The organism is Streptomyces sp. NPDC057565, from assembly GCF_042801455.1.
Lineage (GTDB): Bacteria > Actinomycetota > Actinomycetes > Streptomycetales > Streptomycetaceae > Streptomyces > Streptomyces yanii.
Genome location: NZ_JBHVFU010000030.1, coordinates 24,159 through 48,417 on the forward strand (window position 1 = coordinate 24,159; position 24,259 = coordinate 48,417).

Below are 24,259 nucleotides of genomic sequence, written 5' to 3' on the forward strand. Positions count from 1 at the left end.
ACGCGCAACCGGCTATGCCCGAGGACGCGCGATGAGCAGGGCCACGTCGTCGTGGTGCTCCGGGTCGCGCAGTGCACCGAGGAGCCGGTCGCATGTCTCCTCCAAGGGGCACTGGGGGCCTTCCAGCAGCTGGAGCAGTCTCTTCAGGCGCTCGTCGATGGGACGTTCGCGGGTTTCGACCAGTCCGTCGGTATAGAGGACGAGCAGATCTCCGTGCCCCAATCGGACGGTGCCGGCTTCGAAGGGGACGCCGCCGACGCCGAGGGGGACGCCGGTGGGCAGGTCGACCAGTTCCGGTGGATGGCCTGTGCGTACGAGGACGGGAGGCATGTGTCCTGCTGTGGCGATGTGGCACTCCGCGCGGCGAGGGTCGTAGACGGCGTAGACGCAGGTGGCGATGTAGTGCTCCAGGCGTGCGGTGGTCTTGTCGAGCTGTCGGAGCACCTGTGCCGGGTCGAGGTCGAGATCGGCCAGCGTGCACGTCGCGGTGCGCAGTCGGCCCATGGTCGCGGCGGCGTCTATGCCGCTGCCCATCACGTCACCTACCACCAAGGCGGTCTTGTCGCCGTCCAGGGAGATGACGTCGAACCAATCCCCGCCGACCTCACTGGCAGCTCCTGCGGGTTCATAGCGGGAGGCGACGTCCAGGCCCGCATGGTGCGGAGGGTGATCCGGGAGCAGGCTGCGTTGGAGGGTGACCGCGATGTTGCGCACGCTCTGGAACCAACGCGCATTGTCGATGCATACCGCGGCGCGGCCGGCGAGCTCACCGGCCAGGGTGGCGTCGTCCTCGTCGAAGGGCAGCGGATTGCGAGCACGTATGAAGTCCACGGCGCCCAGGACTTCGCCGCGGGCGATCAGTGGGACCGCGAGATACGAGTGGACGCCGGCCTGGGCCAGTAGGGCGGCGGCAGCCGGGTCGCGGGCGATGCGGGGCAGATCCTGATCGGTTGCGTGCGGCACCAGCACCGGTCGACCAGTGTGTACGCACTGCGTGACCAGGCGGTCCGCGCCATAGGTGGCAAGGTCTCCGGGCCTGTCGGTGGCACGGACGACCTCGGTGGGATAGGCGGCTACGACGGCGAGGGCGCGAAAGAGTTCCGGGCCGGTCGCGGGCGCGGTCGAGCGGCGCAGGGCCAGGACGGAGTCGAGCACGTCCACCGCGACCACGTCGGCGAGGTCCGGCACCGCGGCCTCGGCCAGCTCCCGGGCGGTCTGGTCCACCTCCAGGGTGGTGCCGACGCGAGCGGAGGCCTTGGCGATGAGGGCAAGGCGTCGGCGAGCCCGTGCGGCCTCGGTGGCGGCACGGTGCCGCTCCGTGATGTCCACCACCGAGGCAGCCACACCGAGCACCCGCCCGGCGCGGTCCTCCAGCCGGAAATACGAGGTGGACCACGCATGCTCGGTCTCGGGTTCGGCGGGGGTGCGTCCGACGACGTACCGGTCCAGGACGGGGATACCGGTTGCCAGGACCTGGCGCATGACGGACTCGATGGCCTTGGTGTCCAGGAAGGGCAGGGCTTCATGGACGTTCCGGCCGATGTGGTCGGCGGCGGGCAGGCCGTTGATGTGGGCCAGGGCTGGGTTGACGGTCACGTACCGCAGGTCGGTGTCCATGACCTTGAGCCCGATGGGGGACTGCGAGACCAGCCGCTCGGAGAGCGCGAGCTCGGTCTCGACCTGCTGGAGGGTGGTGTGGTCGGCCGCGATGCTCAAGGCGTACACGTCGCCGAGGTCGTCCAGCAGCCGCATGTTACGGAACTCGACCAGCCGGGTAGTGCCGTCCTTGTTCCGGACAGGGAAAGCACCGGCCCAGCTCTGGCCCGTGTCCATCACCTCGGCGAACAGCTTGATCACCAGATCCAGGTGCTCCTCGTGGACCATCAGGCGTGCCGCGTACTGGCCAAGAGCCTCCTGGGCGGTATAGCCGAACAGTTCCTCGGCCTGCGGGCTCCAGAAAGCGATCCGCCCGTCGGCGTCCAGCACCACCGCGGCGACAGTCAGCAGATCCAGCAGCCCACCCGGGCGTGAACGCCCGGGGCGCACTCGGCTGATGTCGGCCCGGAAGGATTCGATGCTGTTCATGCAAGGCACTCCCTCCGCCTGCCAACCGACGCGGGGCCTCCTGCCGGCCTTCGGTTGCGCCGGTCTCCTTGCTGCTCCGGATACCCCCATACTCCCTCTGGCCCCGTCGTCATCCCAGCGCAAGACGGTCGGCAGACCGGAGACCGGTATGGCCGCCGTCCCGGCGGACGGGACACGCGGCAGTCCGCTCCCACCGGTCCCTGACAGCCGCGTACGTCATCCAGCCGGTTTCCCGTGGCAGCCCTCATCACCTGCGGCGAAAATGGTGGGCGGAAGGCAAATGAGGAGGTTGGCATCCGGTGTGAAGCTCTCCCGTAGGCCTGCGGCGTCCGACGCGCCTCTGGCGCTCGGCCCGGGCGCAGGCAGGAAAGGGCTCAAATCCGGTGCCCTGGGACTGTGCTCCTCCGTGGCCATCGGCGTGGCGTCCACCGCCCCGGCGTACAGCATCGCGGCCACGCTCGGCCTCATCGTGGCGGGGGTCGGCCTGCAGGCCCCGATCATCACGATCCTGGCCTTCATCCCGATGCTGCTGATCGCATACGCCTACAAGGAACTCAACGCGAGCAACGCCGACTGCGGGACCACCTTCACCTGGGCGACCCGTGCTTTCGGCCCGCGCACCGGCTGGATGGGCGGCTGGGGCATCATCGTCGCCGACATCATCGTCATGGCGAACCTCGCCGAGATCGCAGGCATCTACGGCTTCCGGCTCCTGGGCTACGACTCGCTCACGGAAAACAGGGTGTGGACCACGATCGCGGGCGTCGTCTGGATCAGCGTGATGACCGCGATCTGCTACATCGGCATCGAGATCTCGGCTGCCCTTCAGCGCTGGCTCCTGTTCTTCGAGGTGGCCGTACTGGTGCTGTTCGCCGTCACCGCCCTGGTCAAGGTCTACACCGGTAACCCCGAGATGGCGATCCATGTCTCAGCGTCCTGGTTCAACCCCCTCCACGTGCCATCGGTCGAAGCGTTGACCGCGGGCATCCTCGCCGCCGTCTTCATCTACTGGGGCTGGGACACCGCCGTCACGGTCAACGAGGAGACGGCGGACAGCACGCGCATCCCGGGGCGCGCCGCCATCATCTCCGTCGTGCTGCTGCTGATCCTCTATGTCCTGGTCACCACCTCGGCGCAGGCCTTCGCCGGAGTCGGCTCCACGGGTATCGGGCTGGGCAACAGGGCCAACGCGGGCGACGTGCTCTCGGGCCTGGGCAACGCCGTCTTCGGCAGCAACGGCCTGGGGCCCCTTCTCGCCAAACTGCTGATCCTCATGGTGCTGACCTCCGCGGTGGCCTCCACCCAGACCACCATCCTCCCGATGGCCCGCACCGTCTTCTCCATGGCCGCGCACAAGGCCGTGCCCTCCCGATTCGCCCGCCTGCACCGCAGATTTCTCACCCCGACCTGGTCGACGATCAGCTTGGGCCTGGCCTCCATCGGCTTCTACGTCCTCCTGACGGCGGTCAGCCGCAACGTCCTTGCCGACTCCGTCGAGTCGGTCGGCCTCGCGATCGCGTTCTACTACGGCCTCACCGGCTTCGCCTGTGTCTGGTACTTCCGCAGCGTGCTCGCCCGCAGCCCCAGAGACTTCCTGTGCAAGGGGCTGCTGCCAGGCCTGGGCGGGCTGATGATGCTCTTCCTCTTCTGCTACGCCGCCTTCGACGTCTACGCCGACCCCGGCTACGGTGAGACCTCCATCGACCTGCCGTTCATCGGACGGACGGGCGGGGTGACCGTCATGGGCCTCGGAGCCCTGCTGCTCGGTGTCGTGCTGATGCTCATCGTCACGCGCGAGCACACCGCGGCCCTCAGGCTTCAACGCAGCATGCTGCCTCACCGGCTGCCGCAGCGGACCGCTGTCGAGATGGCGAGCCGCTATGTGCCCGCCGACAGCCGGTCCGGGGTGGGCGGCGACTGGTTCGACGTCATCCCCCTGTCGGGAGCCCGTGTCGGCCTGGTCGTCGGGGAAGTCACCGGCTACGGACTGCTCGCCGCCGCCACCATGGGACGCCTGCGTACCGGTGTACGTGTCCTCGCCCGCCTCGACCTCGCCCCGGACGAGCTCCTGTCGCGCCTGGACGACCTGGCCGGACAGACCGCCGAGGAGAGGGCGGCCGTTCATGGTGCGGGCGGCGCGCGGCCCGAGGAGGACGCAGCCCTGGGATTGACGTGCCTGTACGCGGTGTACGACCCGGTGTCAGGACAGTGCAGCATGGCGCGTGCCGGCCATTCGCTGGCTGCGGTCGTCCGGCCGGACAGCGGCGTCACCACCTACCCGGAGCTCCCGGCGGGCCCTCCGCTGGGACTGGGGGGTCTGCCCTACGAGACCACGGAATTCCAGCTGCCGCAGGGCAGCCTCGTCGCCCTTTTCACGGACGGCCTCGTCCAGGCGGCTGCCGACGACCTCGACGTCGGCCTCGGCCTGCTCGCCGAAACCCTCGTCCAGCACCGGCGTTCCCTGGAAGAACTCTGTGACCGCGCAGTCGCGACCCTGGTGCCGGGGCCGGCGAACGATGACGCGGTCCTGCTTCTCGTACGCACACGGATGCTCGGCGAGCACCAGGTGGCGGTGTGGGAACTGACCGCGGAACCCGCGATGGTCGGCAAGGCCCGCGCCATGACCATGGGGCAACTCGGAGAGTGGGGACTCGACGAACTGTCGTTCACCACCGAACTCATCGTCAGTGAGCTGGTCACCAACGCCATCCGCTACGCCGCCGGGCCGATCCACGTCCGGCTCATCCGCGACCAGACCCTCATCTGCGAGGTCGCCGACACCGGGCACACCTCACCCCATCTGCGCCACGCCGCCGCCGACGACGAGAGCGGCCGCGGCCTGTTCATCGTCGCCCAGATCGCACAGCAGTGGGGCACGCGCTACACGCCCACCGGCAAGACCATCTGGGTGGAGCAGGCCCTGCCGGAATCCCCTGCCGTCGATGAAGCGCTCTGACAGTGCGATTCGTCCTGGGAGTGGTGTTCGACCGCGTGCCAGGCGGTGAGACGGATGACGGTTCCCAGGCCGACGTGCGCGGCGCGCACGTCGGCCCTGATCACCTCTCGCAACGCCCGCATACCGGAGTCGTACCGCTCCCACGCTGCTTCCGGGGCGGCCGAGGGGCCCTCGGGCCACTGTTTCACCGACACCCTCCGTTGGGGTCGAACCGACCCTCATGCACCCGCCGCCGCAGCGGTCAGCGCAACGACTCGGGCAGTTCTTCCCGGTGGACGATGCCCAGGCGCTGCGTCGCACGGGTCAGCGCCACGTACAGGTCACTGGTCCCGAACCGCCCCGGCTCCACGACCAGGACATGGTCGAATTCGAGCCCCTTGGCCTCACGCGGGCCGAGCAGCACCACGGGACGGGTGAGGTCGGGTTCGGCGCCGGCCGTGACTCCGTCGAGCGGGGCCGCGATCTCCTCGTGCAGCGCTCGCGGTGCGATCACCGCGAGGCGCCCCTCCTCGGGCGTCAGCTCCGCGACGGCCCGTGCCACCGCGCCCGCCAGATCCGCACCGGCGTCCCGCGTCCACGGCGTCCCGCCGGTGGACCGCACCGACGCGGGCGGCTCGAACGAGGGGTCCTGGGCCCGTACGACCTTGGCGGCCAGCTCCATGATCTCTGCGGGCGTACGGTAGTTGACCCCCAGCCTCACATGCTCGAAACGGTCACCGACGTACGGCTCCAGGATCCTCTCCCACGAACCGACGCCCGCCTCCTCGGAGGTCTGCGCCGGATCGCCGACCAGGGTCAGCGAGCGGGTCGGTGACCGGCGCATCAGCAGTCGCCACGCCATCGGCGACAGTTCCTGCGCCTCGTCGACGATGATGTGGCCGAATGCCCAGGTCCGGTCGGCGGCGGCCCGCTCGGCCGCACTCCGGTGATCGGCCTCCTCCTGCCGCTCGGCCATCCGCTCGGCGTCGATGATGTCGTGGGCGGCCAGGCGCTCGGACTCCTCGTCCTCGAACTCGTACGTCTCCGAACCCCGGGACAGCTCCAGGACGCCCTGTGCATAAGCGACCCGCTCCTGGCGCTCGGCCTCGGCGGCGGCCCGCTCGGCACTGTCGTCGGCCCCGAGCAGCTCGGCCGCCTCGTCGAGAAGCGGCACGTCGGCCGGGGTCCACTCCCCGTCACCGGAAACGCGCCGGATGGCCTCGGCGTCCTCTTCCGGTACGTACACCGGCTCGGCCAGATAGCCGGCGAGGAACTCCTCGGGGGTGAGCGCCGGCCACAGCTCTCCGACGGCGGCGTGCACCTCCTCGCTCGCGGCGACGCTCTTGCCGAGCTGGGCGATGTCGTCCGCACCGAGGAAGTTCGGGCCGCCGTACGGGTCCGCGCCGATGCGTTCGACGAGCTGCGCGGTGAGGGCGTCGATGACGTGGAACGCGAAGTACGGACGGGCGAGGTTGTGCGGCAGACGGGTCTCGCGGGCCGACTGCCGGGCCTCGTAGGCGATCTCCCAGTCCAGGACGAGGTCCCCGTCGTCGTGCGGGATGACCACCGGCGCGCCGGGCTCGGGCAGCCCCTGCCGGTCGCGTACGGCGCGGGCGAGCGCCTCGGCCATCGCCGCGCCGCCCTTGACGGCGGCCGCACGGGGGGTATCGGTCCCGCGGGCGTGGACACCGGGGAAGAGCTCGGCCTGCGTGGCCAGCATGACCCCGGTCTCACCGAGGGCGGGCAGCACCTCGCCGATGTAGCGCAGGAAGGCCGGATTGGGGCCCACGACCAGGACCGCGCGCTTGGCCAGAAGCTCACGGTGCTCGTACAGCAGGAAGGCCGCACGGTGCAGCGCGACCGCGGTCTTGCCCGTGCCGGGGCCGCCCTCGACGACGAGGACACCACGGTGCGGAGCACGGATGATGCGGTCCTGTTCCGCCTGGATGGTCCGCACGATGTCGCCCATGCGGCCGGTGCGGGCGGAGCTGAGCGCGGCGAGCAGCACGGTGTCACCGCTCGGGTCCTCGAAGCCGCTGCGTTCGCGGTCCCCGAGATCGAGGATCTCGTCGTGCAGTTCGGTCACCGTGCGGCCCTCGGTGCTGATGTGCCTGCGTCGGCGCAGCCCCATGGGCGTATGCCCGGTGGCGAGATAGAAGGGCCGGGCGACAGGTGCCCGCCAGTCGATCAGCAGAGGCGTGTGTTCGGTGTCGTCCTCACGAATTCCGATACGGCCGATATGGTGCGCGGCACCGTCGCGGAGGTCTATGCGGCCGAAGCACAGCGAGCCGTCCACCGCATTCAGGGCTGCGAGCAGACCGGAACGCTCGGCGAGGAGCACATCGCGTTCGAGACGGGCCTGCAGGCCGTTCCCTACCGGGGTCAACGCGTCCTCGACACGCTGCGCGGTGACCCCCCGCAGCGTGTCGACACGGTTGTAGAGCCGGTCGATGAATTCCTGCTCCTTCTGCAATTCGACGTTTTCGCGAGTTGACAAAGTCACTCCCTGCCGGATATGGTGTTCCTAGTGGCCCCGGTAAGGGGTCTTTTCTGTTTGATACACAGAACCACTCAATATACGCGAGGAAATCCCCGTTCCGCAATTGCGGAACGGGGATTTCTGTGCTCGGGGACCATGGACTGGGAACTGAGGTCACGACAGACGCGGCCGTGCCCGAGTCGGAAGCACGTCTGTACCGTGCGCGAATCCCTGCCCGGCGCTGCCCGCGCCGCAGGACTCCTCCCGGGCCCCTGCTGGACGAGGCCTCCCCCGAGGTCACCGACTCCTCCGCCCGCCCCGGTAGCGGCTCGGAACAGAGGCGGGACGGGCACCGGAGCCCGGCCCGCATCCGAGCGGACAAACAGGTATCAGGAGTCAGGGCACGCACCATCGCCGATGGAGGTGGTGACGAAGTCGTAGCCCATCGCCTGCTTGCGCTTCATGGCGTAGACCTCGAGGCAGAAGGCAGTGTCCGTGCCGTCGGCGGTGACGGTGTAGTCGGCCTGTTCCGCACCCCCGTTGAGTACGTCGGAATCCGGCGGATCCGAGGCGAGCGTGACAGTCAGCGCGTCCTGGGAACTGTGGCCCTTCTCCGCGATGCGGGCCTGCAGGATGTCCTCGTAGTTGATGGTCCCGGGCCCGAACTGCGCCTCGCTCGACAGCTCGGCGGTCGCCGCTGTCACGGCGGACCGCAGTTCGTCCCCGTCCCAGTTGTTGGAGCCGCTGAGAAAGCCCGGATGATAAAGGAGGTACATCCCGCCGACGGCGAACAGCAGCGAGCCGATGATGAGGGCGCGGCCGACGGGGTTGTGCGGGTTGTAGACGTATCGGTTGGTGCCCCATTTGCTGCGGATGAATATGCGGTCGGCGTCGTCGCGGCTGTCGGTCATGGCGACATTCTCGACGCCGGTCGGCCCTTGTGACCAGCGGTTCGGGGGTCGGCTGAGACCCCCTGTCGGACATGACGGCGCCCCTCCGCGGAACTACTGGGGCAATGCGTCCACAAGAGAGCGGTTCCGGTCAGTGCTTCGTGAGGCGATTCCGACGGCTGGGAAACCGGACGGCTCAACCGGCATGGCCAGCACCGGAGATGCCCATGGCCATGGTGGAAGGTCGCCGTCGGATCATCTCGTCTGCTTTCTCCGGAGCAACCTGGCGGAGATCCGGAACCTGCCCAACTCCAGTTGGACGAACCGTGCGACCGTCCCAGCGGCGACGAAGTCCTTACGATGGACTGGCACTGCGGCGTATTGACCTGGTGTGACGCCCGAAATTGGATCTTCCCTGCCGTGCGGGGCCGTTTGCGGCCTGTGCCACATTTCTGACCGGCGCCCCATCTTCCTGTCTCCCGGGGGGTGATCCGTTCTTTGACCTACCCTTGCACCGGATCAGCGCTTTCGCCCTCCAAGCGGTCGTGTCTCCCCCAGTTGGACAACCCTCTCCGGCAACCTGTGCGCATGGCCGACACCTTCGAGCACACCCCCCAAATCTGGAACGCCGCACAGCTGCGCGACGCCCTCAAAGATCTACCCGATGACGCACCCATCCATATCGGTGTGGCAAGCGACCCCGGCGACTTCGACGGTTACCGCGGCTTCGTCCTCGTGGACGCCCATCAGGTGGAGAACTGGTGGCCGGCTACCGCGACCACTCCAGAACGCACCGAGACGGAGAAGGCGCTGACCCTGTTCGCCGACTGGGAGCCGGACAGGTACGACCTTCTCGACTGAACCGGTCACGCTCAGGTCCACCGGACTGTCAGTCGTCGCTGCAGTATTCGCCGGCCGCGCCCGCATCGCAGGAGCAGTCCCCCGTGGACCTGAGCGTTCACCGCAGACCATTGCCTACGCGGCCACCGAAGAGATCCGGGCCCTAAGGGCTGTCCCGTAGGAGGAGCTCCGCACCCTGGGCGGCGCCTCGTCACTGGCTCCCCTGTTTCAACGCCCAACAGCGCATGGCGCCGCCCACTCGGCGATGCGTGGAACAACCGCACGGCCGGGCCGGGCAGCTCTACTCCTTCCGGAAGGAACAACGCGGAACCCCCCTCCGGCACCGCTGCCACGATGTCGGGCCAAGGTGGCGGTCCGGTGATCGCCACCCCGGGCCTGCTGCCCTGCTGATGGACGCGGGTGGCCGGGCCCGGTCAGTGTGCGAAGAGGGTGCTGGCGAGGACCACGTGGACGGTGGTGCCACCCAGGATGCTCAGCAGGGCGTTGCGTCGCCACAGGTGCAGGCCGATGGTGACGGCCAGGGCCGCCAGCGGGGCGATGGCGCGTACTTCCGTCAGAGGGAGGTCGCGCAGGCAGTAGGCGAGCAGGATCACCATGACGCCGGCCGGCATGCGGGCGCTGAGGTACTGGACGGTGCTGCTGGCGCGCAGGGGGGCCAGGACCGCGAAGGGCAGGGCGCGCAAGGCCCAGGTGACGGCGGCGGAAATGGCGACTGCGCCGATCAAATAGGGGGTGTCAGGCATGGCGGGTCCTCGTGCGGGCGGTGAGGTGCCGGGTCAGAAGGGCAGCGGTGAACAGGACGAAGGCCGCCAGCATCATCTGGCCAGGGAAGAGGAGACGGGCGACAAGTGCGCTGAGCAGCGCAAGGACGGGAGTGGGCAGGTCATCGCGCCGGTCCCTGATCGCATCGAGAGCCAGGACGGTGAACAGGGCAGTGAGGGCGAACTCCAGACCGGTGACGCTGTCGGGGATGAGCGAGCCGAGCAGTCCGCCGGCGGTGGCGCCGCCGACCCAGTACAGATGCATGTACAGCTGGAGCCACAGGATGCGGCGGCCGGGCCAGGAGCGGGCCTGCTCGCTGGTGGTCAGGGCGTAGGCCTCGTCGGTCAGGGCGAAGGTGCTGTAGGCCTTCGCGAGGCGCCCGCTCACGCGATGCAGGGGGAAGGACAACGTGTAGAAGACGTGCCGGATGTTCACCAGGAAGGCGGTCAGGGCGACCGTCCCCAGCGGTGCGACGGCGGCGACCAGGCCGACGAGCAGGAACTCGAACGATCCGGCGTAGATGAGGGCGGTGAACGCGCTCGCCCACCACCAGGCCAGGCCGGACTGGGTGACGAGCACCCCGAAGGCGAGGCCGAGCGGCGCCAGCCCCAGGCCCACGGAGGTGGAGTCCTTGAACGCGGCCAGAGCCGCAGGCGTCGGGCGCGGAGCGGGGGTCCGGGACGCGGCGGCAGGCCGAGAAGGATCAACGGCAACGGGCGGAAGTATTCCCATGTGGAAACTTTAGGACAAAATCCGCCTTATATGGTTGCTGAAAATGGCTCTACGATCCACTTATGAGCAATGAAGTGCATGTTGATCGCATCGACAGTGAAATCTTGTTTCATCTGAGTCAGGACGGGCGGCTGACCAATGTCGAACTGGCCAAACGAGTCGGCCTGACCCCGCCGCCGTGCCTGCGCCGGGTCAAGCGGCTGGAGGAGCTCGGTGTCATCACCGGATACCGGGCCGTCATCGACCCCGAAGCCCTCGACCGCGGGCTGGAAGTCCTCATCGACGTCGAGGTCAGTGCCACCGACCGCAAGACCTTTGAGGAGTTCGAGGACACCGTGGCGTCCTACGAGGAGGTCATCGAGTTCCGTCGCATGTTCGGCCGCCCCGACTACTTCATCCGCGTCGCCGTTGCCGACCACGCCGCCTACGAGGCCTTCCTCACCGGCAAGCTCAGCGGCCTGCCCTGCGTCCTCCGCCTCGAATCTCACCTGACCATGAAGAAGATCAAGACCAGCCCCTGACAGCAGCCATCAGCATCGGCCGGGAGGCGCCCTGCTCACCGATGTGGGTCAGGGCGAAATGGCGGTACCCGTGCAGTTCCCAGCCGGTCTTGGGGCTCTGCGGTGGATCGTTGCGATCGACTCGCAAATTGGGAGTACACGTGTGTGCACTCCTTGCGCGTGTGCCGTCGGGCACGCGGGACTGAACGGTGGTGGACGACGGGCATCGGCCGGGCGATCCGCCCGGACGACGGGTCCGACACCAGTGACCAGGTGTCCCCCCAGGAGCCGGGGTCGGTCAGAGCGTACGGGTGAGAAGGTCCAGAAGTGCCGTCCAGTGACGTTCGGCTGCATCGGGGTTGTAGGCGGCGGTGTCGGCCTGGGTGTAACCGTGGTGCGCGCCTCGGTAGACCTCGCCCTGGTGGCGGACACCAGCTGCCGTGAGTGCCTTCTCGAGGCGGTCGATCTGCTCGGGGGGCATTGCCTGGTCCTGATCGGCGTGTCCGAAGTACGCCTCGGCGGTGATGCGGTCGGCGAGTAGGTGCGGGCTGTCGGGGGTGTCGGGGGCCAGTTGCCCGCCGTGGAAGCCGGCGATGGCGGCGACGCGGTCCGGGTAGGTGCCTGCGGTACGCAGGGCCAGGCCTGCACCCATGCAGTAGCCGGTGACGCCGACCGGGCCGTCGGTGGCCTGTGGGCAAGCAGCCAACCAGCGCAGGTAGGCGTCGGCGTCACGCATCGCCAGTTCGGGGGTGAGTGACCGCATGATGGGGACGATGCGCTGGAAGATGTCGGGGCGCTGGACGGGGTCGATGAAGTCGGGAAGCTCCACCACCGGGGCGCGGCCATGACGGTAGAAGACGTTGGGGACCAGCACGGTGTAGCCGGCCCCGGCAAGGCGGTCAGCCATCGTCTCCAGGTGCGGGCGCAGCCCGAAGGCGTCCATGTAGAGCAGGACAGCGGCATGGGGGCTGCCATCGTCGGGATGAGCCAGGTATGCGTCGGCCGAGCCATCCGGGGTGGGAATATTTACCGCTGTTCCGTGCACGGCAGTCATCGGCGCTTCTCTTCTTTCTGTCTTGACTCAGTAGGGGCGCTGCTGCGGGTGACCCGTGCTCATTATCGGACACCACATGGATGCGGCAGCCGGTACCCATCAGGTCGTCTCCGACGGGGAACTGCTGCCGGGGGTCTTGGGCGGGGCGGAGCCGAGGCTCCGCCCCGCCCGGATCCGATGCCGTTCCTGCCACCGTTCAGGTGGGGACGACCATGTACGGACCCCAGGGGGTCGAGGAGACTGTCTCCTGTACTGCGGTCAACTCCAAGACCGGCATCGGCTCGACGTGCTGGAAGGAATCCCGTGGTGGCAGCGCTTCCCGAGATGACAGCCCTGTTGGGCGAACCCCGGTTCAACTGGTCGGATCCGGCACCGCCTTGCTCAGCGCCGGGTCAGGGTGCGGCGGCGACCGGCTCCACTCTTGGTCTGTTCCCCCGGCCCCAGGCCTGATAGCGTCGCCGTGCACATGACCGACCGAGGAGGTGAGACCCATTAACGCTGTATCAAGCTGGGTGCTCTCCTCCCCCGCGGCTGTGCGGTTCATCTGATATAGGTGGCCCCGGGAGCGCCCGTAGGCATCCCGAAAGGCCACGAACCCATGTACGCCACCTCGGAGACGACCTCGAACGGCGTCTCGGAACGTCCGTTCACCCATGACGGCATCTCAGGTCTGCTCAGGTCACCCATCGGTGCCACCCGCAGGCGCCCCCTGGTGCTGCTGGGCCACGGCGGCGGCCGGCACAAGAGCGCGCAGGACCTCGTGGCCCGGGCCCACTGTTACGTGACTCGCTGCTGCTTCGCGGTGACGGCCATCGACGCGCCCGGACACGGCGACCGCCAAAGAACCGAGCTGGACGAGCAGTTCGCGGCAGGCAGAAAGGAACGGATGCCCGCCGGCGAGCCCATCGGCCCGCTCATCACCCGGCACAACACCTCGCCGGCGGCGCGTGCCGTTCCGGAGTGGCAGTCCACCCTGGACGCCCTTCAAGACCTTGACCACGTCGACGCAAGCGGACGGGTGGGGTTCCGGGGCGTGTCACTGGGCAGCGCGATCGGCGTGCCCTTGGCCGCAGCCGAACCGAGGATCACCGCCACCGTCTTCGGCTGCGCGGGCCACGAAACCCTGCCCGAGGCGGCGGCACAGGTCACCGTCCCGGTCGAGTCTCTGCTGCAGTGGGACGACGAGCCGGTGCCGCGCGATTCCGGCCTCGCGCTCTTCGACGCCTTCGCTTCCCGTGAGAAGCCGCTCCACACCAACCCGGGCCGCAACGCGGGCATCCCCGCGTTCGAGCCGGAGAGCCCACAGCGCTTCTTCGCACGTCATCTCGTCCGAGACCACGACGCCCCGTAGGCACGCCACTGACCTGCGTGGATCAAGCCGACGTACCGCTTCGGCGTTTTTCTCCGAAACACTGCTGAAAGGACCTTTGCCATGCCCGCCTTCTCCGCATTTGACGGAACCAAGCTTGCTTACCATGTTTTCGGCGACGGATATCCCGTGGTCTGCCTGCCCGGAGGACCGACGGACTCCGTATACCTCGGCGACCTCGGTGGCCTTTCCACGCACCGGCAACTGATCAGGCTGGATCTCCGGGGAACCGGCCGGTCGGAGATGCCGGAGGACGTCGCCTCCTGCCGCTGCGACCGACTCGTCGACGACCTGGAAGCCCTGCGCGAGCACCTCGGCCTGGACCAGATGGACCTGCTCGCACACTGCGCCGGCGCGAATCTGGCAGCACTGTACGTGGGCCGCCATCCGCAACGCGTCAGCAAGCTGGCGCTGATCACGCCGAGCGTCCGGGCCGTCGACTTCACGATCACAGGCGACCTTCGGCGCGAGACTGCTCAGCTCCGCCGGGACGAGCCGTGGTTCCCGGCGGCGTTCGCGGCCTTGGAGGCGATAGTGGCGGGCAGGACCACCAGCGACGCCTGGAAGGCCATAGCACCGTTTTCCTATGGCCGTTGGGACGAGGTGGCTCAGGCCCATCAGGCTGCTGGGGGCGAGCAGATGAACATGGAGGTCGTGGCTGCCTTCGGTGCCGAGGGCGCTTTCGATCCGGACGCCACCCGCGCCGCGCTCGCCCGGTTCGCCTCGCCGGTGCTCCTGCTCGCCGGAGAGGTCGATCCGGGTGCCCCTCCTCGCACGATGGCCGAGTTCGCCGGTCTGTTTCCGCACGCCGAACTCGTCGTTCAGGCCGGAGCCGGGCACTTCCCGTGGCTCGACGACGCCGACCGGTTCGTGGCGATCACCGAGGCGTTCCTGGGGTAGGCGACCGCGTCGTCGCCGTAGCTCCCGGTGGAGCCGTTGGAGCTCGTCGTTCTGGGACGCCAGGACCAACAGGGCGATCTGGTGGCCCTGTTCGGGCTGGTCGAACTCGATCTGAATGCAGGCGAGTTGGGGGGTGAGTCATTGATTCCGATCCCGGAGCCGGGTGATCCGTGGCTCGCGCCGGTGAGGCTGGTGACCGGCCGCCCAGGCGGCGGCCCGCTGCTTTTCGAACTCGCCGCGCCGCCTCTCGTTGCGGTGGCCGGCGCCGCGGGTGTCGATGCAGAGGCCGGGCCCGGACCGGCCCGCCGGAGGTGCCACCGGGCCGGCCCGGGCCCGGCAGCCCCGGCCGACCGGACCCTGGTCCGGGCCGGCCTCCCCGCCGGCCGAGGACAGGCCGTAGAGCCGGTTCAGGCGGCGCCGGTTCGCACCACGGAGACCGCCACCGTGGCATAACGCATCGTGAAGCTGCCGCCCATCGAGTCGATGGCCGCCCCGACACCCTCCAGCACCTCCGCCAGCCTGTCCGACGGGAGCCGGGTGAAGGCACCCTGGGTAGGCATCTGGTCCAGCCACGTGTCCCGGGTGTAGGACCACTCCCAGTCGAATCGCCACTGCTCCGGTTCGCTGAACCCGCACACCTCGCGGATCCCGTCCGCGGCCTTGGTGAACAGCACCTGATACCCGTCCAGGGCCGGCCTCGTCACCGCCTGGAAGTTGAACGGCGAGTCGGGCATCACCCGGCGGCAGACCGTGGCGACGGCTTCCGCCACGACGGGCGGAAGCTGAAAGACGTTCCAAAATGCCGCCAGCCGTCCGCCGGGGCGCAGCACTTGAGCGGCCTTGGCCGCCCCGGCGAGGTGGTCGATCCAGTGCCAGGCCTGGCCGGCGACGACCGCGTCGAATGACCGGCCGACCGGATCCCAGTCTTCAAACGTTGCTACGTCAACCTCGACCTCGAGACGCCGTGCCAGGTCGGCCATCCGCGCGTCGGGCTCGACCCCGAGCACCCTGCAGCCGGCTGCCTGGAACTGCCGGGCGGCGATTCCGGTACCACAGCCGACGTCGAGGACGTCGGGGCCCGGGCTGCCGGCGACGATCCGGTCCACCATGGCGTCGGGATAGCGGAGCCGGGCCCGGTCGTACCGTTCGGCGTCCGTGCCGAACGACTCCGCTGCCTGCCGGTACTGATGAGGCTCGCTCCCGGAAGGACACGCTCGAGCCGACGGTATAGTGGGCATGTGCCCATTACTAGTGGGCACATGCCCACGCGTCAACCGGGCAGGCCCAGCGAGCGAAGGAAGAGACGCACGGTGCCGACAGGGGTAGCCATCCGCAACGCGCGCGAGCAACTGTTCGACGCCGCCGAGCGTGTCCTGCTCCGGGACGGGCCGAACGCGCTGACCAGCCGGGCGGTCACCACGGAGGCAGGCTGCGCCAAGGGCGTCCTGCACCGGCACTTCGCCGACTTCGACACCTTCCTCGCCGAGCTTGTACTGAACCGCATCGCCCGGATCGACAACCAGGCCTCCGCCTTGCGCAACTCCGCCGGGGCCGACACCGTGGCCGGCAACCTCACCGGCGCGCTGACAACCCTGTTCGAGTCGGTCGCCGTGGCGATCGTCGGCCTCGTCATCTCGCGGGATGACCTGCGAGCCCGGCTGCGCCAGGCCACTCCGACCGGCGTGCCGATCCTGGCGGAAGCCACGACCATGATCGCCTCCTACCTCACCATCGAGCGTGAACGGGGACGCATCGCGCCCGACGCCGACGTCTGCACACTCGCCCCCACGCTGATCGGCGCCGGACACCTGCTCTTCGCCGACCGGGAAAGCGCCCCGCCGGAGGCCGGAGCCGTCCACAAGGTCGTGGCCACGGTCATCGCCGGCGTCGTGCGAGAACCGCTGCTGCCAACCGCCCAGCAGCAAGGGGTCGACCACGACGTGGCCGTCGTCGCCGATGCCGACGAGGTCCCATAGGTCCAGCCAGGAGGCCGTCACGGGCGAGGGTGAGCCGTCTTTCACCAGCTCGTGAACAAGGCCAAAACCTTTGGCCCGTGATCCCCGCCGGCGAAAGCGGCCCGCGGGAGCCTCCGCCGGGGGCTCCCGCGGGAGTGGAAGCGCGACACGTCCGGCGGAGGGCACTCAACCCGCCGTCCTGCCCGACGCCGCGGAGCGGGCGCGGCACGGCCGCATCGGCTCGCGCGCTGGTCAGCGCGATACCGGCCGTCGATCGCCTGTCGGCAACCGCTACGGATGGTCACCGTCGTTCGACTCTCCGGGTTCCCCGGAGTCCGATTCTCCGCGCCCGGCACGTGCGGCCCTGTTTGACGCGATCTCACGGCAGGACCGAGAGATCCTTGAATCAGCAGTGGACTCGAAGGCGGGATGGACAGCCATGGACACACCGGCGAGCATGCCTCGTGACTCCCTCACCTCCGCCTCGGCTCTTGCCATGGCGGCTCCGGATGGGACGCTGACCAGCTGGAGCACCGGTGCGGAACAGTTGCTCGGATACTCCGCCGATGAGGCCGTCGGCCGGCAAGCGGCGGCGCTGCTTGAATCGCCCCTCCCCATCGGCGTTCGTGAGCGTTGGGATCGGCAGGAGGACTGGACCGGGCAGGTGGTACTCCGCCACCGGGACGGCAGCGCGGTCGAGTGCCGGTTGCGGGCGCGTCCGCTGCCCACGGGTGACGGGCGAGCCAGTTGGCTGCTGGAGGGCGTCCCGGCGGCGGAGGAGGCGGACCGCGCCACGGACCCTCTGCTCTGCTGGTCGTTCTACCAGTCCCCGTTCGCCCTGGCGATCTACGACACCGAGGGCCGGCTCCTGCGGGCCAACAAACCCATGACCAAGCAGCTCGCCGCCTCGGAGGAGGATCTTCGCGGGCTCCGGATCACCGAGCACATGTCCGATCCTGGCTTCCGGGCCCCGGAACGGGCTCTCGATCGCGTGTTGCGGACCGGTGAGTCCGAGCACATCGAGAACTACGTCAAGGTGCCGGGAGAGCCCCAAGCTCACCCCTGGATCATCCACTTCACCCCGCTCAAGGACTCCCTCGGGCTGGTGCACGGCGTGCAGTTGGCCGCCCTCGACTTCTCCGAACAGTTCGCGGCCCGCGAACGCCTGGCGCTGCTCGATGACGCCAGCAGGCGTATCGGCAGCAGCCTGGACGTGGCCCGCACCGCCCAGGAACTGGCCGACGTGGCCGTGCCCGCCCTCTCGGACTTCGTCTCGGTCGATCTCCTCGACGCCGTGCTGCACGGCGAGGAGCCTCCGGCGGTCCCCCTCCACGGTCCCTTGCTGCTGCGGCGCGCAGCCGTCCGCCCCGACGTGAAGGCCGTCGTCACGGTCGGCGCGTCGTCCCGCTACCCGGAGTTCTCGCCGGTTGCTCGCTGCCTGACCACCGGTCGCGGCACCGTGCACCAGATCGGCGAGCCCGAGATCACCCGCTGGCTGGCCCACGACCCGGACCGAACCGCCTGGGTGAGTCGGCACGGCGCGCACTCGCTGATGACGGTGCCGCTGCGCGGCCGCGGCACCAACCTCGGCGTTGTGCTCTTCGTCCGTCTGGATCCGTCCGCCGGGCCGTACGGGCAGGACGACCTGCAGATCGCCGAGGAGCTTGTGGCGCGCGCCGCAGTCTGCCTCGACAACGCCCGCCGCTACACGCGCGAACACACCACGACTCTGGCCCTCCAGCACAGCCTTCTGCCGCAGGGGATTCCCGAGCAGTCCGCTGTCGACGTGGCCAGCCGCTATTTGCCCGCAGACTCGAAGGTCGGTGTCGGCGGTGACTGGTTCGACGTGATCCCGCTCTCCGGCGCCCGCGTCGCCCTCGTTGTCGGCGATGTGGTCGGTCACGGGATCCACGCCTCCGCCGCCATGGGGCGCCTTCGCACCGCCGTACGCGCCCTCGCCGACGTCGATCTGGCTCCGGACGAGCTGCTTGCGCATCTGGACGACCTCGTCGTCCGGCTCGGATCCGGCCCCGAGTCCGGAGCCGAGGCGCCCTTCGGAGAACTCGGAGCCACCTGCCTGTACGCGGTCTACGACCCCACCTCCCGCAAGTGCTCACTCGCCAGCGCCGGCCACCTCTGGCCCGCTGTGGTGACCCCTGACGGCAAGGTGGAGATCCTCGAACTGCCCACCGGCCCGCCGCTCGGCCTGGGCGGGCTGCCCTTCGAATCCGTTGAACGCGAACTGCCCGAAGGCAGTCTCCTGTCCCTCTATACCGACGGCCTAGTCCTGGCGCGCCATCGCGATGTCGACGCCGGCCTGCATGCTCTGCGCACGGCCCTCGCCGACATGGCTCCGTCCTTGGAGACCACCTGCGACCACGTGCTCGATGCTCTGCTCGCCGAGCGGCCCGCCGATGATGTCGCGCTGCTCATCGCCCGTACCCGCGCCCTGGACAGCGGGCACATCGCCGTCTGGGACCTTCCCGCCGATCCGGCCTTTGTGGCCGAAGCCCGCTCTCGGACGACCGCCCAACTCCACGCCTGGGGGCTGGACGACCTGGTCTACGTCACCGAACTCGTGGTCAGCGAGCTGGTGACCAACGCGATCCGCTACGCTGCCGCGCCGATTCAGCTGCGGCTGATCAAGGAAAGGACATTGATCTGCGAGGTCTCCGACGCCAGCAGCACCGCACCGCACCTGCGCCGTGCCCGCATCTTTGACGAGGGTGGACGAGGCCTCATGCTGGTCGCCCAGCTCACCGAGCGCTGGGGAATGCGGCATACCGGCACAGGCAAGACCATCTGGGCCGAGCAACCCCTTCCCGTGTAGGTGCGTGGTACCGATGAGGGGGGCACGTCGGCCGGCCCGGAGACACGGGCCTCGCACAGCGACTGGCCGCTGGGAGAACGGTCTGCCCCGTCCGTCGGAGGTCGGTGGAAGTTTGCCCGGATATGCTGCGTTTTGTGATCACGCTCCAACGGCTGCGACGCCGTCCTCCTCGCTACGGCGGCCGGTGGGAATCTGCGCTGCTGTCACCAGTGATCCTGACTGCCTTCATCGCCGGCCTGGCGTTCGCCACACCGAGAGAGGTCGCCTTCAGTCGCCTCCTGCCCGCCGCCCCCGCTCTCGCCGCCTCCTTCTGGCCCGTGCTCCCCACTGCCCTGCTGGGGGCACTCTGCCTAGTGATCATGATCGGTCTCAGCCTCATCTACGCCGACCTGGGGACGGCGTACACAGGGGCTGCGATCGTCGCGGTCACCGCAGCGGCCGCATACTCAAGCCACATCAGAATCCAGCGGGAGGAGGCGCTCTTCCACATCCGCATCGTCGCCGACACAGCGCAGAAGGTGTTGCTGCGCCCCCTGCCACGCAGCATCGGGGGAGTCGAGATCGAGTCGCTCTATCTGGCGGCCCAGGCGCAGGCCAGGATCGGCGGCGACTTCTACGAGGCGGCCGACACACGGTACGGGGTCCGGCTGCTCATCGGCGACGTACGCGGCAAGGGCCTGTCCGCGGTAGGGGCAGCCTCGGCGGTGGTCAACTGCTTCAGGGAGGCCGCGTACGACGAGCCCGACCTGAGAGGCATCATCCACCGCCTGGAGACCAGCACTGCCCGCCACAGCGCCGCGCACCCCTCCCAGGACCTGCCGGAGCGCTTCGCCACCGCCCTGCTCGCCGAGATCCCGCACGGCGCCGGCCACGTCAGGCTCCTCAACTGCGGGCACCCCCCGCCGCTGCTCATGCACCACGGGGAGATCCGCGTCCTGGACCCCTCCACCCCCTCGCCGCCCCTCAACCTCGCGGCGCTTCTCGGTGACGACTACAGCATCGAAACCGTCGCCTTCGCCCCGGGCGACCAACTGCTGCTCTACACCGACGGTGTCACGGAGACCCGGGACCGTACCGGCGAGTTCTTCCCGCTGCCTGACTGGATGCGGCGGCAAAGCCCAGACACGCCCCGTGAGTTGATCGACCGGCTGCACGGGGCTCTCCTCCGGCACAGCAACGGAAACCTCAACGACGACATCTCGGCCCTCGCCGTACGCCGCCCGAAAACTCCCGCCACCGAAGACATCGGTCCCGCTTAGCGGGCACCTGCCGCAGTGGCGGCCCTGTGGGTGAGGGCGACCCCGAGGGCATGGGCGACCTGGGCGAGTGTGGACCGGACGCGGTGGAGCTCGGCCCACACTCGTGCTGCGGTCCAGCCGGCACACGAAGCTGCCGACAGATATTGGTGATCTTGGTCGAGAACCCGTCCACCAGGAGCTTCGTTGTTGTGCAGCGATTCCATTCGCCTACGCAAAACCTCGGTCGGAGAAGGCTCAGTGATCGAATTCCGTCCACCCAGGAGTTACCTGATCCGGTTGCTGCCTGTCGTCAGGGCGGCGCCTCACGACCTCGGGCGCGGCCGTCACGTCCAGGCGTTCGATGGCGACCATGGCCGCATCGTCGCTCAGGTGACCGCCTGCATGACGCTGAAGATCGACCTTCAGGTGCGCCAGCAGGGATTCCGGATTCTTGGAGCGGCAGGCGGAGACCGCTTGCGGCAAGGAGTAGAAGGCTCCTGAAGGGTCACGGGCTTCGATGACACCATCGGTGTACAGGAGCAGGACGTCACCGACATCGAATGGGAACGTGTCGGTCGTGGAGGTCGCGGCCAGCAGATTTCCGAGTCCCAGAGGCGGCGAAGGCTCTCGTGCCTCCAGCGGAATCACCAGGTCGCCACGGAGCAGAAGAGGCGGCGGATGTCCGCAACTGATCAGGTGGATCTCGCAAGATGCGTCAGGGATTTCGATCACCACTGCGGTGACAAACGTCTCCGACCCGTCAGCAGTCTCTGCCCGCTCCTGGTGTGTGTCAGCCGTATTGGCCGCGACACCCGTGTCCAGGAGAGCCGCCAGTTCGGGCAACTCGGTGTCCTTGTGGGCCAGTGCACGAAAAGCACCGAGCACATCGGCAGCCTCGCCGATGGCATCGAGGCCCTTGCCTCGCACATCTCCGACGATCATCCGGGTTCCGTCGCCGGCGCGTGCCTGCGCATACAGGTCGCCGCCCAGCTGCGCCTCGTCCTCTGCAGCCAGGTAGACCGAGGCAATGTGCAAGGGACCGCTCCGTACGGGCAGGGGGCGCATCACCACGTGCTGGGCCGCCTCGGCGACCGAGCGCAGCTGATTGAGCCGCTGATCGCTTCGCTCCCTCAGACCGGCGAGGAAGGCGGCGAACGCCGAGATCAGGAAGAGCGCGATGATCTGGTAGGTGTGATTGAGGTCGGTGAAGTTGGTGCGCATGACAGCTACCAGCGCCTGTGCAAGTACGGCAACCGCACCGACGAAAGCAGTCATGCGGAGACCGGCGAACGAGGCCGTCACGGCCGGCGCCGCGACGAGGAACGGACCGAGGTGGACCTCAGGCGGCACCAGGACGTCGACGGCGGTCACCAGGCCAACCAGACCGAACGGCACGGCCAGCAGTGCCTTCGAGTACGGTCCGTGCTGGTGCAGTGACAAGCGACTGCTCCAGGAATCCACACTTCAGGCATACCGCATCCCTTCACGGTCCGCCCGTGACAAACGCAGCGCCCACGACGCCCATGTGAAGGACCGCAGATCAGCTTGTCCGACGGAAATGGCAGCGAAGGCTCCGGCCCCCACTCCGAAGGCGCGGCACGCTCTTCTGACGCACTGACTCCCTGCGCGGCCGCGCTCACCCAGGGTGCCACCCGAACTCTGCACCGCGCGGGCCGTGCAACTGCCTGCGCAGCACCACCACGACGGCGGCGCAGGCGGCGTCGATCGCGATACCGCCGCCACAGGCCGGCAGACAACGCATGGCGGTGCGGAATCCTCGGCCTTTTGCCACTGAAGTTCGGCAACACCCCGGCTACACGCCCGAACTGGCATAGCATCGTCGAGACCCCGATCCCCATGTGCCGGGAGGCACCGTGAGCACGCTCGTCAACCGGCCGAACACCGCCCTGCTCGTCATAGACGTGCAGAACGGCGTCGTGGGCGAGGCGTACGCCCGGGACGGCATCGTTGCCAACATCGGCACCCTGGTCGACAAGGCGCGCGACGCCGGCATCGACGTTGTCTGGGTACAGCACAACAGCGACGAGCTGCTCCGGGACAGCGAGAGCTGGCAGTACGTGCCCGAACTCGTGCGGCGCGATTCCGAGCCCTTGGTGCAGAAGGCGTACGCCGACTCCTTCGAAGAGACCGACTTGGAGTCGGTACTCGCCGCGCGCGGCATCAGCCGACTCTTCGTCGCCGGCGCGCAGACCGACGAGTGCATCCGCTCGACGCTCCACGGCGCGATCACCCGCGGCTACGACGCGACGCTGGTCGGCGACGCCCACACCACGGAGGACTTGTCTCAGTACGGAGCGCCGACACCCGACAAGATCATCGCCCACACGAACCTGTACTGGAAATACCACACGGCTCCCGGCCGGACCGCGGGCACGGTCAACACCGCAGACGTCGATTTCGCTGTGAAGGCCGGCGCCTGAGACGAGGCGCCTGCCTTCACCGTCACCGGCCTCAAGGCCCGAGTGCCACTGGTGCGCGCGCGGGGCCGAACCTGGCGATCACCGACTTCGTCCGCGGGATCGAACCGCCCGCCCGACTCGGAATGCCCGTTCCCGCACCGACGTTGTCGAACCCGTGGGTGATTCGCGCCTGCCGTGGACGACGGAGGGACCCTGTGCCGCCGATCTCCGAACCCTTGCGGAAGTTGGGGTTCCTGACCATCGGGTTGTTCGACCCCGCTGAGCCCCGTCGCGGGCACGAGTCGACGCTGGAGATCATCGAGCTGGGTGAGCGGCTGGGCTTCGACAGTGCGTGGGTGCGGCACCGGCATCTGCAGTACGGCATCTCCTCCCCCGTCGCCCTGTTGGCAGCGGCCTCCCAACGCACCAGTCGTATCCAGCTGGGCACCGCGGTCATTCCGCTGGGCTGGGAGAACCCCCTGCGTCTGGCCGAGGATCTGGCGACGGTCGACATCCTGTCCGGGGGCCGCCTCAATCCGGGGGTCAGCGTGGGCCCGCCGATGCACTTCGCCAAAGTGCAGGAGGCGCTCTACCCCGGCACCGCCGATGCCGAGGACTTCAGCTACGAGCGGGTCCGGCGGCTGCTGGACTTCGTGCGCGGCGCACCCGCGACCGACTTCAGCGGCGTCGAGGGCTTCGAGGTGTTCTCCGACCGCGTCCAGCCGCAGTCCGCCGGCCTGGGCAGCCGTATGTGGTACGGCGGCGCCAGCCTGCGATCGGCCGAGTGGGCGGGTGCGCATGGCATGAACTTCCTCACCAGCAGCGTCGTGAAGGCGGAGAAGTCCGAGGACTTCGGCGAGATCCAGCTCTCGCACATCCGGACGTTCCGCGCCCATCACCCCGACGGCGACCGCGCCCGGGTCTCGCAGGGGCTCGTCGTCATTCCGACCGATTCCGCCTCGCCGGAGCAGCGCGCGAAGTACGAGGAGTACGCCCGCACGCGACTGCCGCGTACCGCCCAGCCGCAGGGACCGGCGCGCATGATGTTCGCGCCCGATCTCGTCGGGCCCTCCGCCGAGATCGCCGAAAAGCTCTACGCGGACGCCGCCTTCCGGGAGGTCGACGAGGTCGCGTTCGCTCTGCCGTTCACCTTCGATCACGACGACTACGTCCAGATCCTCACCGACATCTCCACCGTTCTCGGGCCGGCCCTGGGCTGGCGGCCCGGCTCCTGAGGCCCGGTACGTAC

At 68.7% G+C, this 24,259-nt stretch carries 20 protein-coding genes; 11 read left to right on the forward strand and 9 right to left on the reverse strand.

Translation table 11 applies throughout. The annotated features are described in order from the left end of the window. Positions 1–12 precede the first annotated feature (12 nt). Entirely contained in the window at positions 13–2,085 is a 2,073-nt protein-coding gene (locus tag ACFU8W_RS33905; RefSeq protein ID WP_384045502.1) for a SpoIIE family protein phosphatase, read from the reverse strand. A 301-nt stretch (positions 2,086–2,386) separates the two neighbouring features. Here ACFU8W_RS33905 and ACFU8W_RS33910 point away from each other — a divergent pair, with 301 nt between their 5' ends. Further along, complete coding sequence (locus ACFU8W_RS33910; protein WP_384045505.1) at positions 2,387–5,041, forward strand: SpoIIE family protein phosphatase; 2,655 nt, start codon at positions 2,387–2,389, stop codon at positions 5,039–5,041. A 241-nt stretch (positions 5,042–5,282) separates the two neighbouring features. On the opposite strand, the gene ACFU8W_RS33915 is transcribed toward ACFU8W_RS33910, so the two are convergent. Both ACFU8W_RS33915 and ACFU8W_RS33920 read right to left on the reverse strand, forming a co-directional pair. After that, positions 5,283–7,493: a HelD family protein gene (locus tag ACFU8W_RS33915; RefSeq protein ID WP_384045639.1), complete on the reverse strand. Its 2,211-nt coding sequence runs from the start codon at positions 7,491–7,493 to the stop codon at positions 5,283–5,285. 395 nt (positions 7,494–7,888) lie between these two features. Beyond that, on the reverse strand, positions 7,889–8,410 hold the full coding sequence (locus ACFU8W_RS33920; protein WP_384045510.1) for a hypothetical protein: 522 nt from the start codon (positions 8,408–8,410) through the stop codon (positions 7,889–7,891). Positions 8,411–8,977: 567 nt separating this feature from the next. Between ACFU8W_RS33920 and ACFU8W_RS33925 the strand changes: the two genes are divergently transcribed. Further along, positions 8,978–9,250 carry a DUF6225 family protein gene (locus ACFU8W_RS33925; protein ID WP_266989368.1) on the forward strand — a complete coding sequence of 91 codons (273 nt, stop codon included), beginning with the start codon at positions 8,978–8,980 and terminating at the stop codon, positions 9,248–9,250. Between the two features lie 413 nt (positions 9,251–9,663). Here ACFU8W_RS33925 and ACFU8W_RS33930 read toward each other — a convergent pair whose 3' ends face one another. Together ACFU8W_RS33930 and ACFU8W_RS33935 are read right to left on the reverse strand one after the other, a co-directional pair. After that, positions 9,664–9,993, reverse strand: coding sequence for a branched-chain amino acid transporter permease (locus ACFU8W_RS33930; RefSeq protein WP_384045516.1), 330 nt, complete (start codon positions 9,991–9,993; stop codon positions 9,664–9,666). Next, positions 9,986–10,630, reverse strand: a complete 645-nt coding sequence (locus ACFU8W_RS33935) for an AzlC family ABC transporter permease (protein ID WP_384045644.1) — start codon at positions 10,628–10,630, stop codon at positions 9,986–9,988. Before ACFU8W_RS33935 ends, ACFU8W_RS33930 begins: the two co-directional genes overlap by 8 nt. A 176-nt stretch (positions 10,631–10,806) precedes the next feature. Between ACFU8W_RS33935 and ACFU8W_RS33940 the strand changes: the two genes are divergently transcribed. Beyond that, entirely contained in the window at positions 10,807–11,265 is a 459-nt protein-coding gene (locus tag ACFU8W_RS33940; protein WP_384045522.1) for an Lrp/AsnC family transcriptional regulator, read from the forward strand. A 277-nt stretch (positions 11,266–11,542) separates the two neighbouring features. On the opposite strand, the gene ACFU8W_RS33945 is transcribed toward ACFU8W_RS33940, so the two are convergent. Next, entirely contained in the window at positions 11,543–12,298 is a 756-nt protein-coding gene (locus tag ACFU8W_RS33945) for a dienelactone hydrolase family protein (RefSeq protein ID WP_384045526.1), read from the reverse strand. A 598-nt stretch (positions 12,299–12,896) separates the two neighbouring features. Between ACFU8W_RS33945 and ACFU8W_RS33950 the strand changes: the two genes are divergently transcribed. Beyond that, on the forward strand, positions 12,897–13,649 hold the full coding sequence (locus ACFU8W_RS33950) for an alpha/beta hydrolase (protein WP_384045529.1): 753 nt from the start codon (positions 12,897–12,899) through the stop codon (positions 13,647–13,649). Between the two features lie 81 nt (positions 13,650–13,730). Then, a complete protein-coding gene (locus tag ACFU8W_RS33955) occupies positions 13,731–14,567 on the forward strand; it encodes an alpha/beta fold hydrolase (RefSeq protein ID WP_384045532.1) in 837 nt (278 codons plus the stop codon). Between the two features lie 407 nt (positions 14,568–14,974). Here the strand turns inward: ACFU8W_RS33955 and ACFU8W_RS33960 are convergent, their stop codons facing one another. Then, positions 14,975–15,805 carry a class I SAM-dependent methyltransferase gene (locus ACFU8W_RS33960; RefSeq protein ID WP_384045535.1) on the reverse strand — a complete coding sequence of 277 codons (831 nt, stop codon included), beginning with the start codon at positions 15,803–15,805 and terminating at the stop codon, positions 14,975–14,977. A 72-nt stretch (positions 15,806–15,877) separates the two neighbouring features. On the opposite strand from ACFU8W_RS33960, the gene ACFU8W_RS33965 reads away from it, so the two are divergent. The 3 genes from ACFU8W_RS33965 (at position 15,878) to ACFU8W_RS33975 (ending at position 20,611) form a co-directional block, all read left to right on the forward strand. Further along, positions 15,878–16,543, forward strand: coding sequence for a TetR/AcrR family transcriptional regulator (locus ACFU8W_RS33965; protein ID WP_384045538.1), 666 nt, complete (start codon positions 15,878–15,880; stop codon positions 16,541–16,543). A 436-nt stretch (positions 16,544–16,979) separates the two neighbouring features. Continuing rightward, the gene (locus tag ACFU8W_RS33970; protein WP_384045541.1) at positions 16,980–19,352 is read left to right on the forward strand and encodes a SpoIIE family protein phosphatase; all 2,373 of its coding nucleotides are present in this window, start codon (positions 16,980–16,982) and stop codon (positions 19,350–19,352) included. A 209-nt stretch (positions 19,353–19,561) separates the two neighbouring features. Beyond that, a complete protein-coding gene (locus tag ACFU8W_RS33975; protein WP_384045544.1) occupies positions 19,562–20,611 on the forward strand; it encodes a PP2C family protein-serine/threonine phosphatase in 1,050 nt (349 codons plus the stop codon). Between the two features lie 234 nt (positions 20,612–20,845). On the opposite strand, the gene ACFU8W_RS33980 is transcribed toward ACFU8W_RS33975, so the two are convergent. Then, a complete protein-coding gene (locus ACFU8W_RS33980; RefSeq protein ID WP_384045547.1) occupies positions 20,846–21,625 on the reverse strand; it encodes a PP2C family protein-serine/threonine phosphatase in 780 nt (259 codons plus the stop codon). Between the two features lie 36 nt (positions 21,626–21,661). On the opposite strand from ACFU8W_RS33980, the gene ACFU8W_RS33985 reads away from it, so the two are divergent. Continuing rightward, positions 21,662–22,027 carry a hypothetical protein gene (locus tag ACFU8W_RS33985; protein ID WP_384045550.1) on the forward strand — a complete coding sequence of 122 codons (366 nt, stop codon included), beginning with the start codon at positions 21,662–21,664 and terminating at the stop codon, positions 22,025–22,027. 199 nt (positions 22,028–22,226) lie between these two features. Here ACFU8W_RS33985 and ACFU8W_RS33990 read toward each other — a convergent pair whose 3' ends face one another. Next, positions 22,227–22,352: a hypothetical protein gene (locus ACFU8W_RS33990; protein ID WP_384045553.1), complete on the reverse strand. Its 126-nt coding sequence runs from the start codon at positions 22,350–22,352 to the stop codon at positions 22,227–22,229. Positions 22,353–22,464: 112 nt separating this feature from the next. Here ACFU8W_RS33990 and ACFU8W_RS33995 point away from each other — a divergent pair, with 112 nt between their 5' ends. Both ACFU8W_RS33995 and ACFU8W_RS34000 read left to right on the forward strand, forming a co-directional pair. Then, positions 22,465–23,031 carry an isochorismatase family protein gene (locus tag ACFU8W_RS33995; protein ID WP_384045556.1) on the forward strand — a complete coding sequence of 189 codons (567 nt, stop codon included), beginning with the start codon at positions 22,465–22,467 and terminating at the stop codon, positions 23,029–23,031. Positions 23,032–23,225: 194 nt separating this feature from the next. After that, complete coding sequence (locus tag ACFU8W_RS34000; protein ID WP_345510960.1) at positions 23,226–24,245, forward strand: LLM class flavin-dependent oxidoreductase; 1,020 nt, start codon at positions 23,226–23,228, stop codon at positions 24,243–24,245. Positions 24,246–24,259 lie beyond the last annotated feature (14 nt).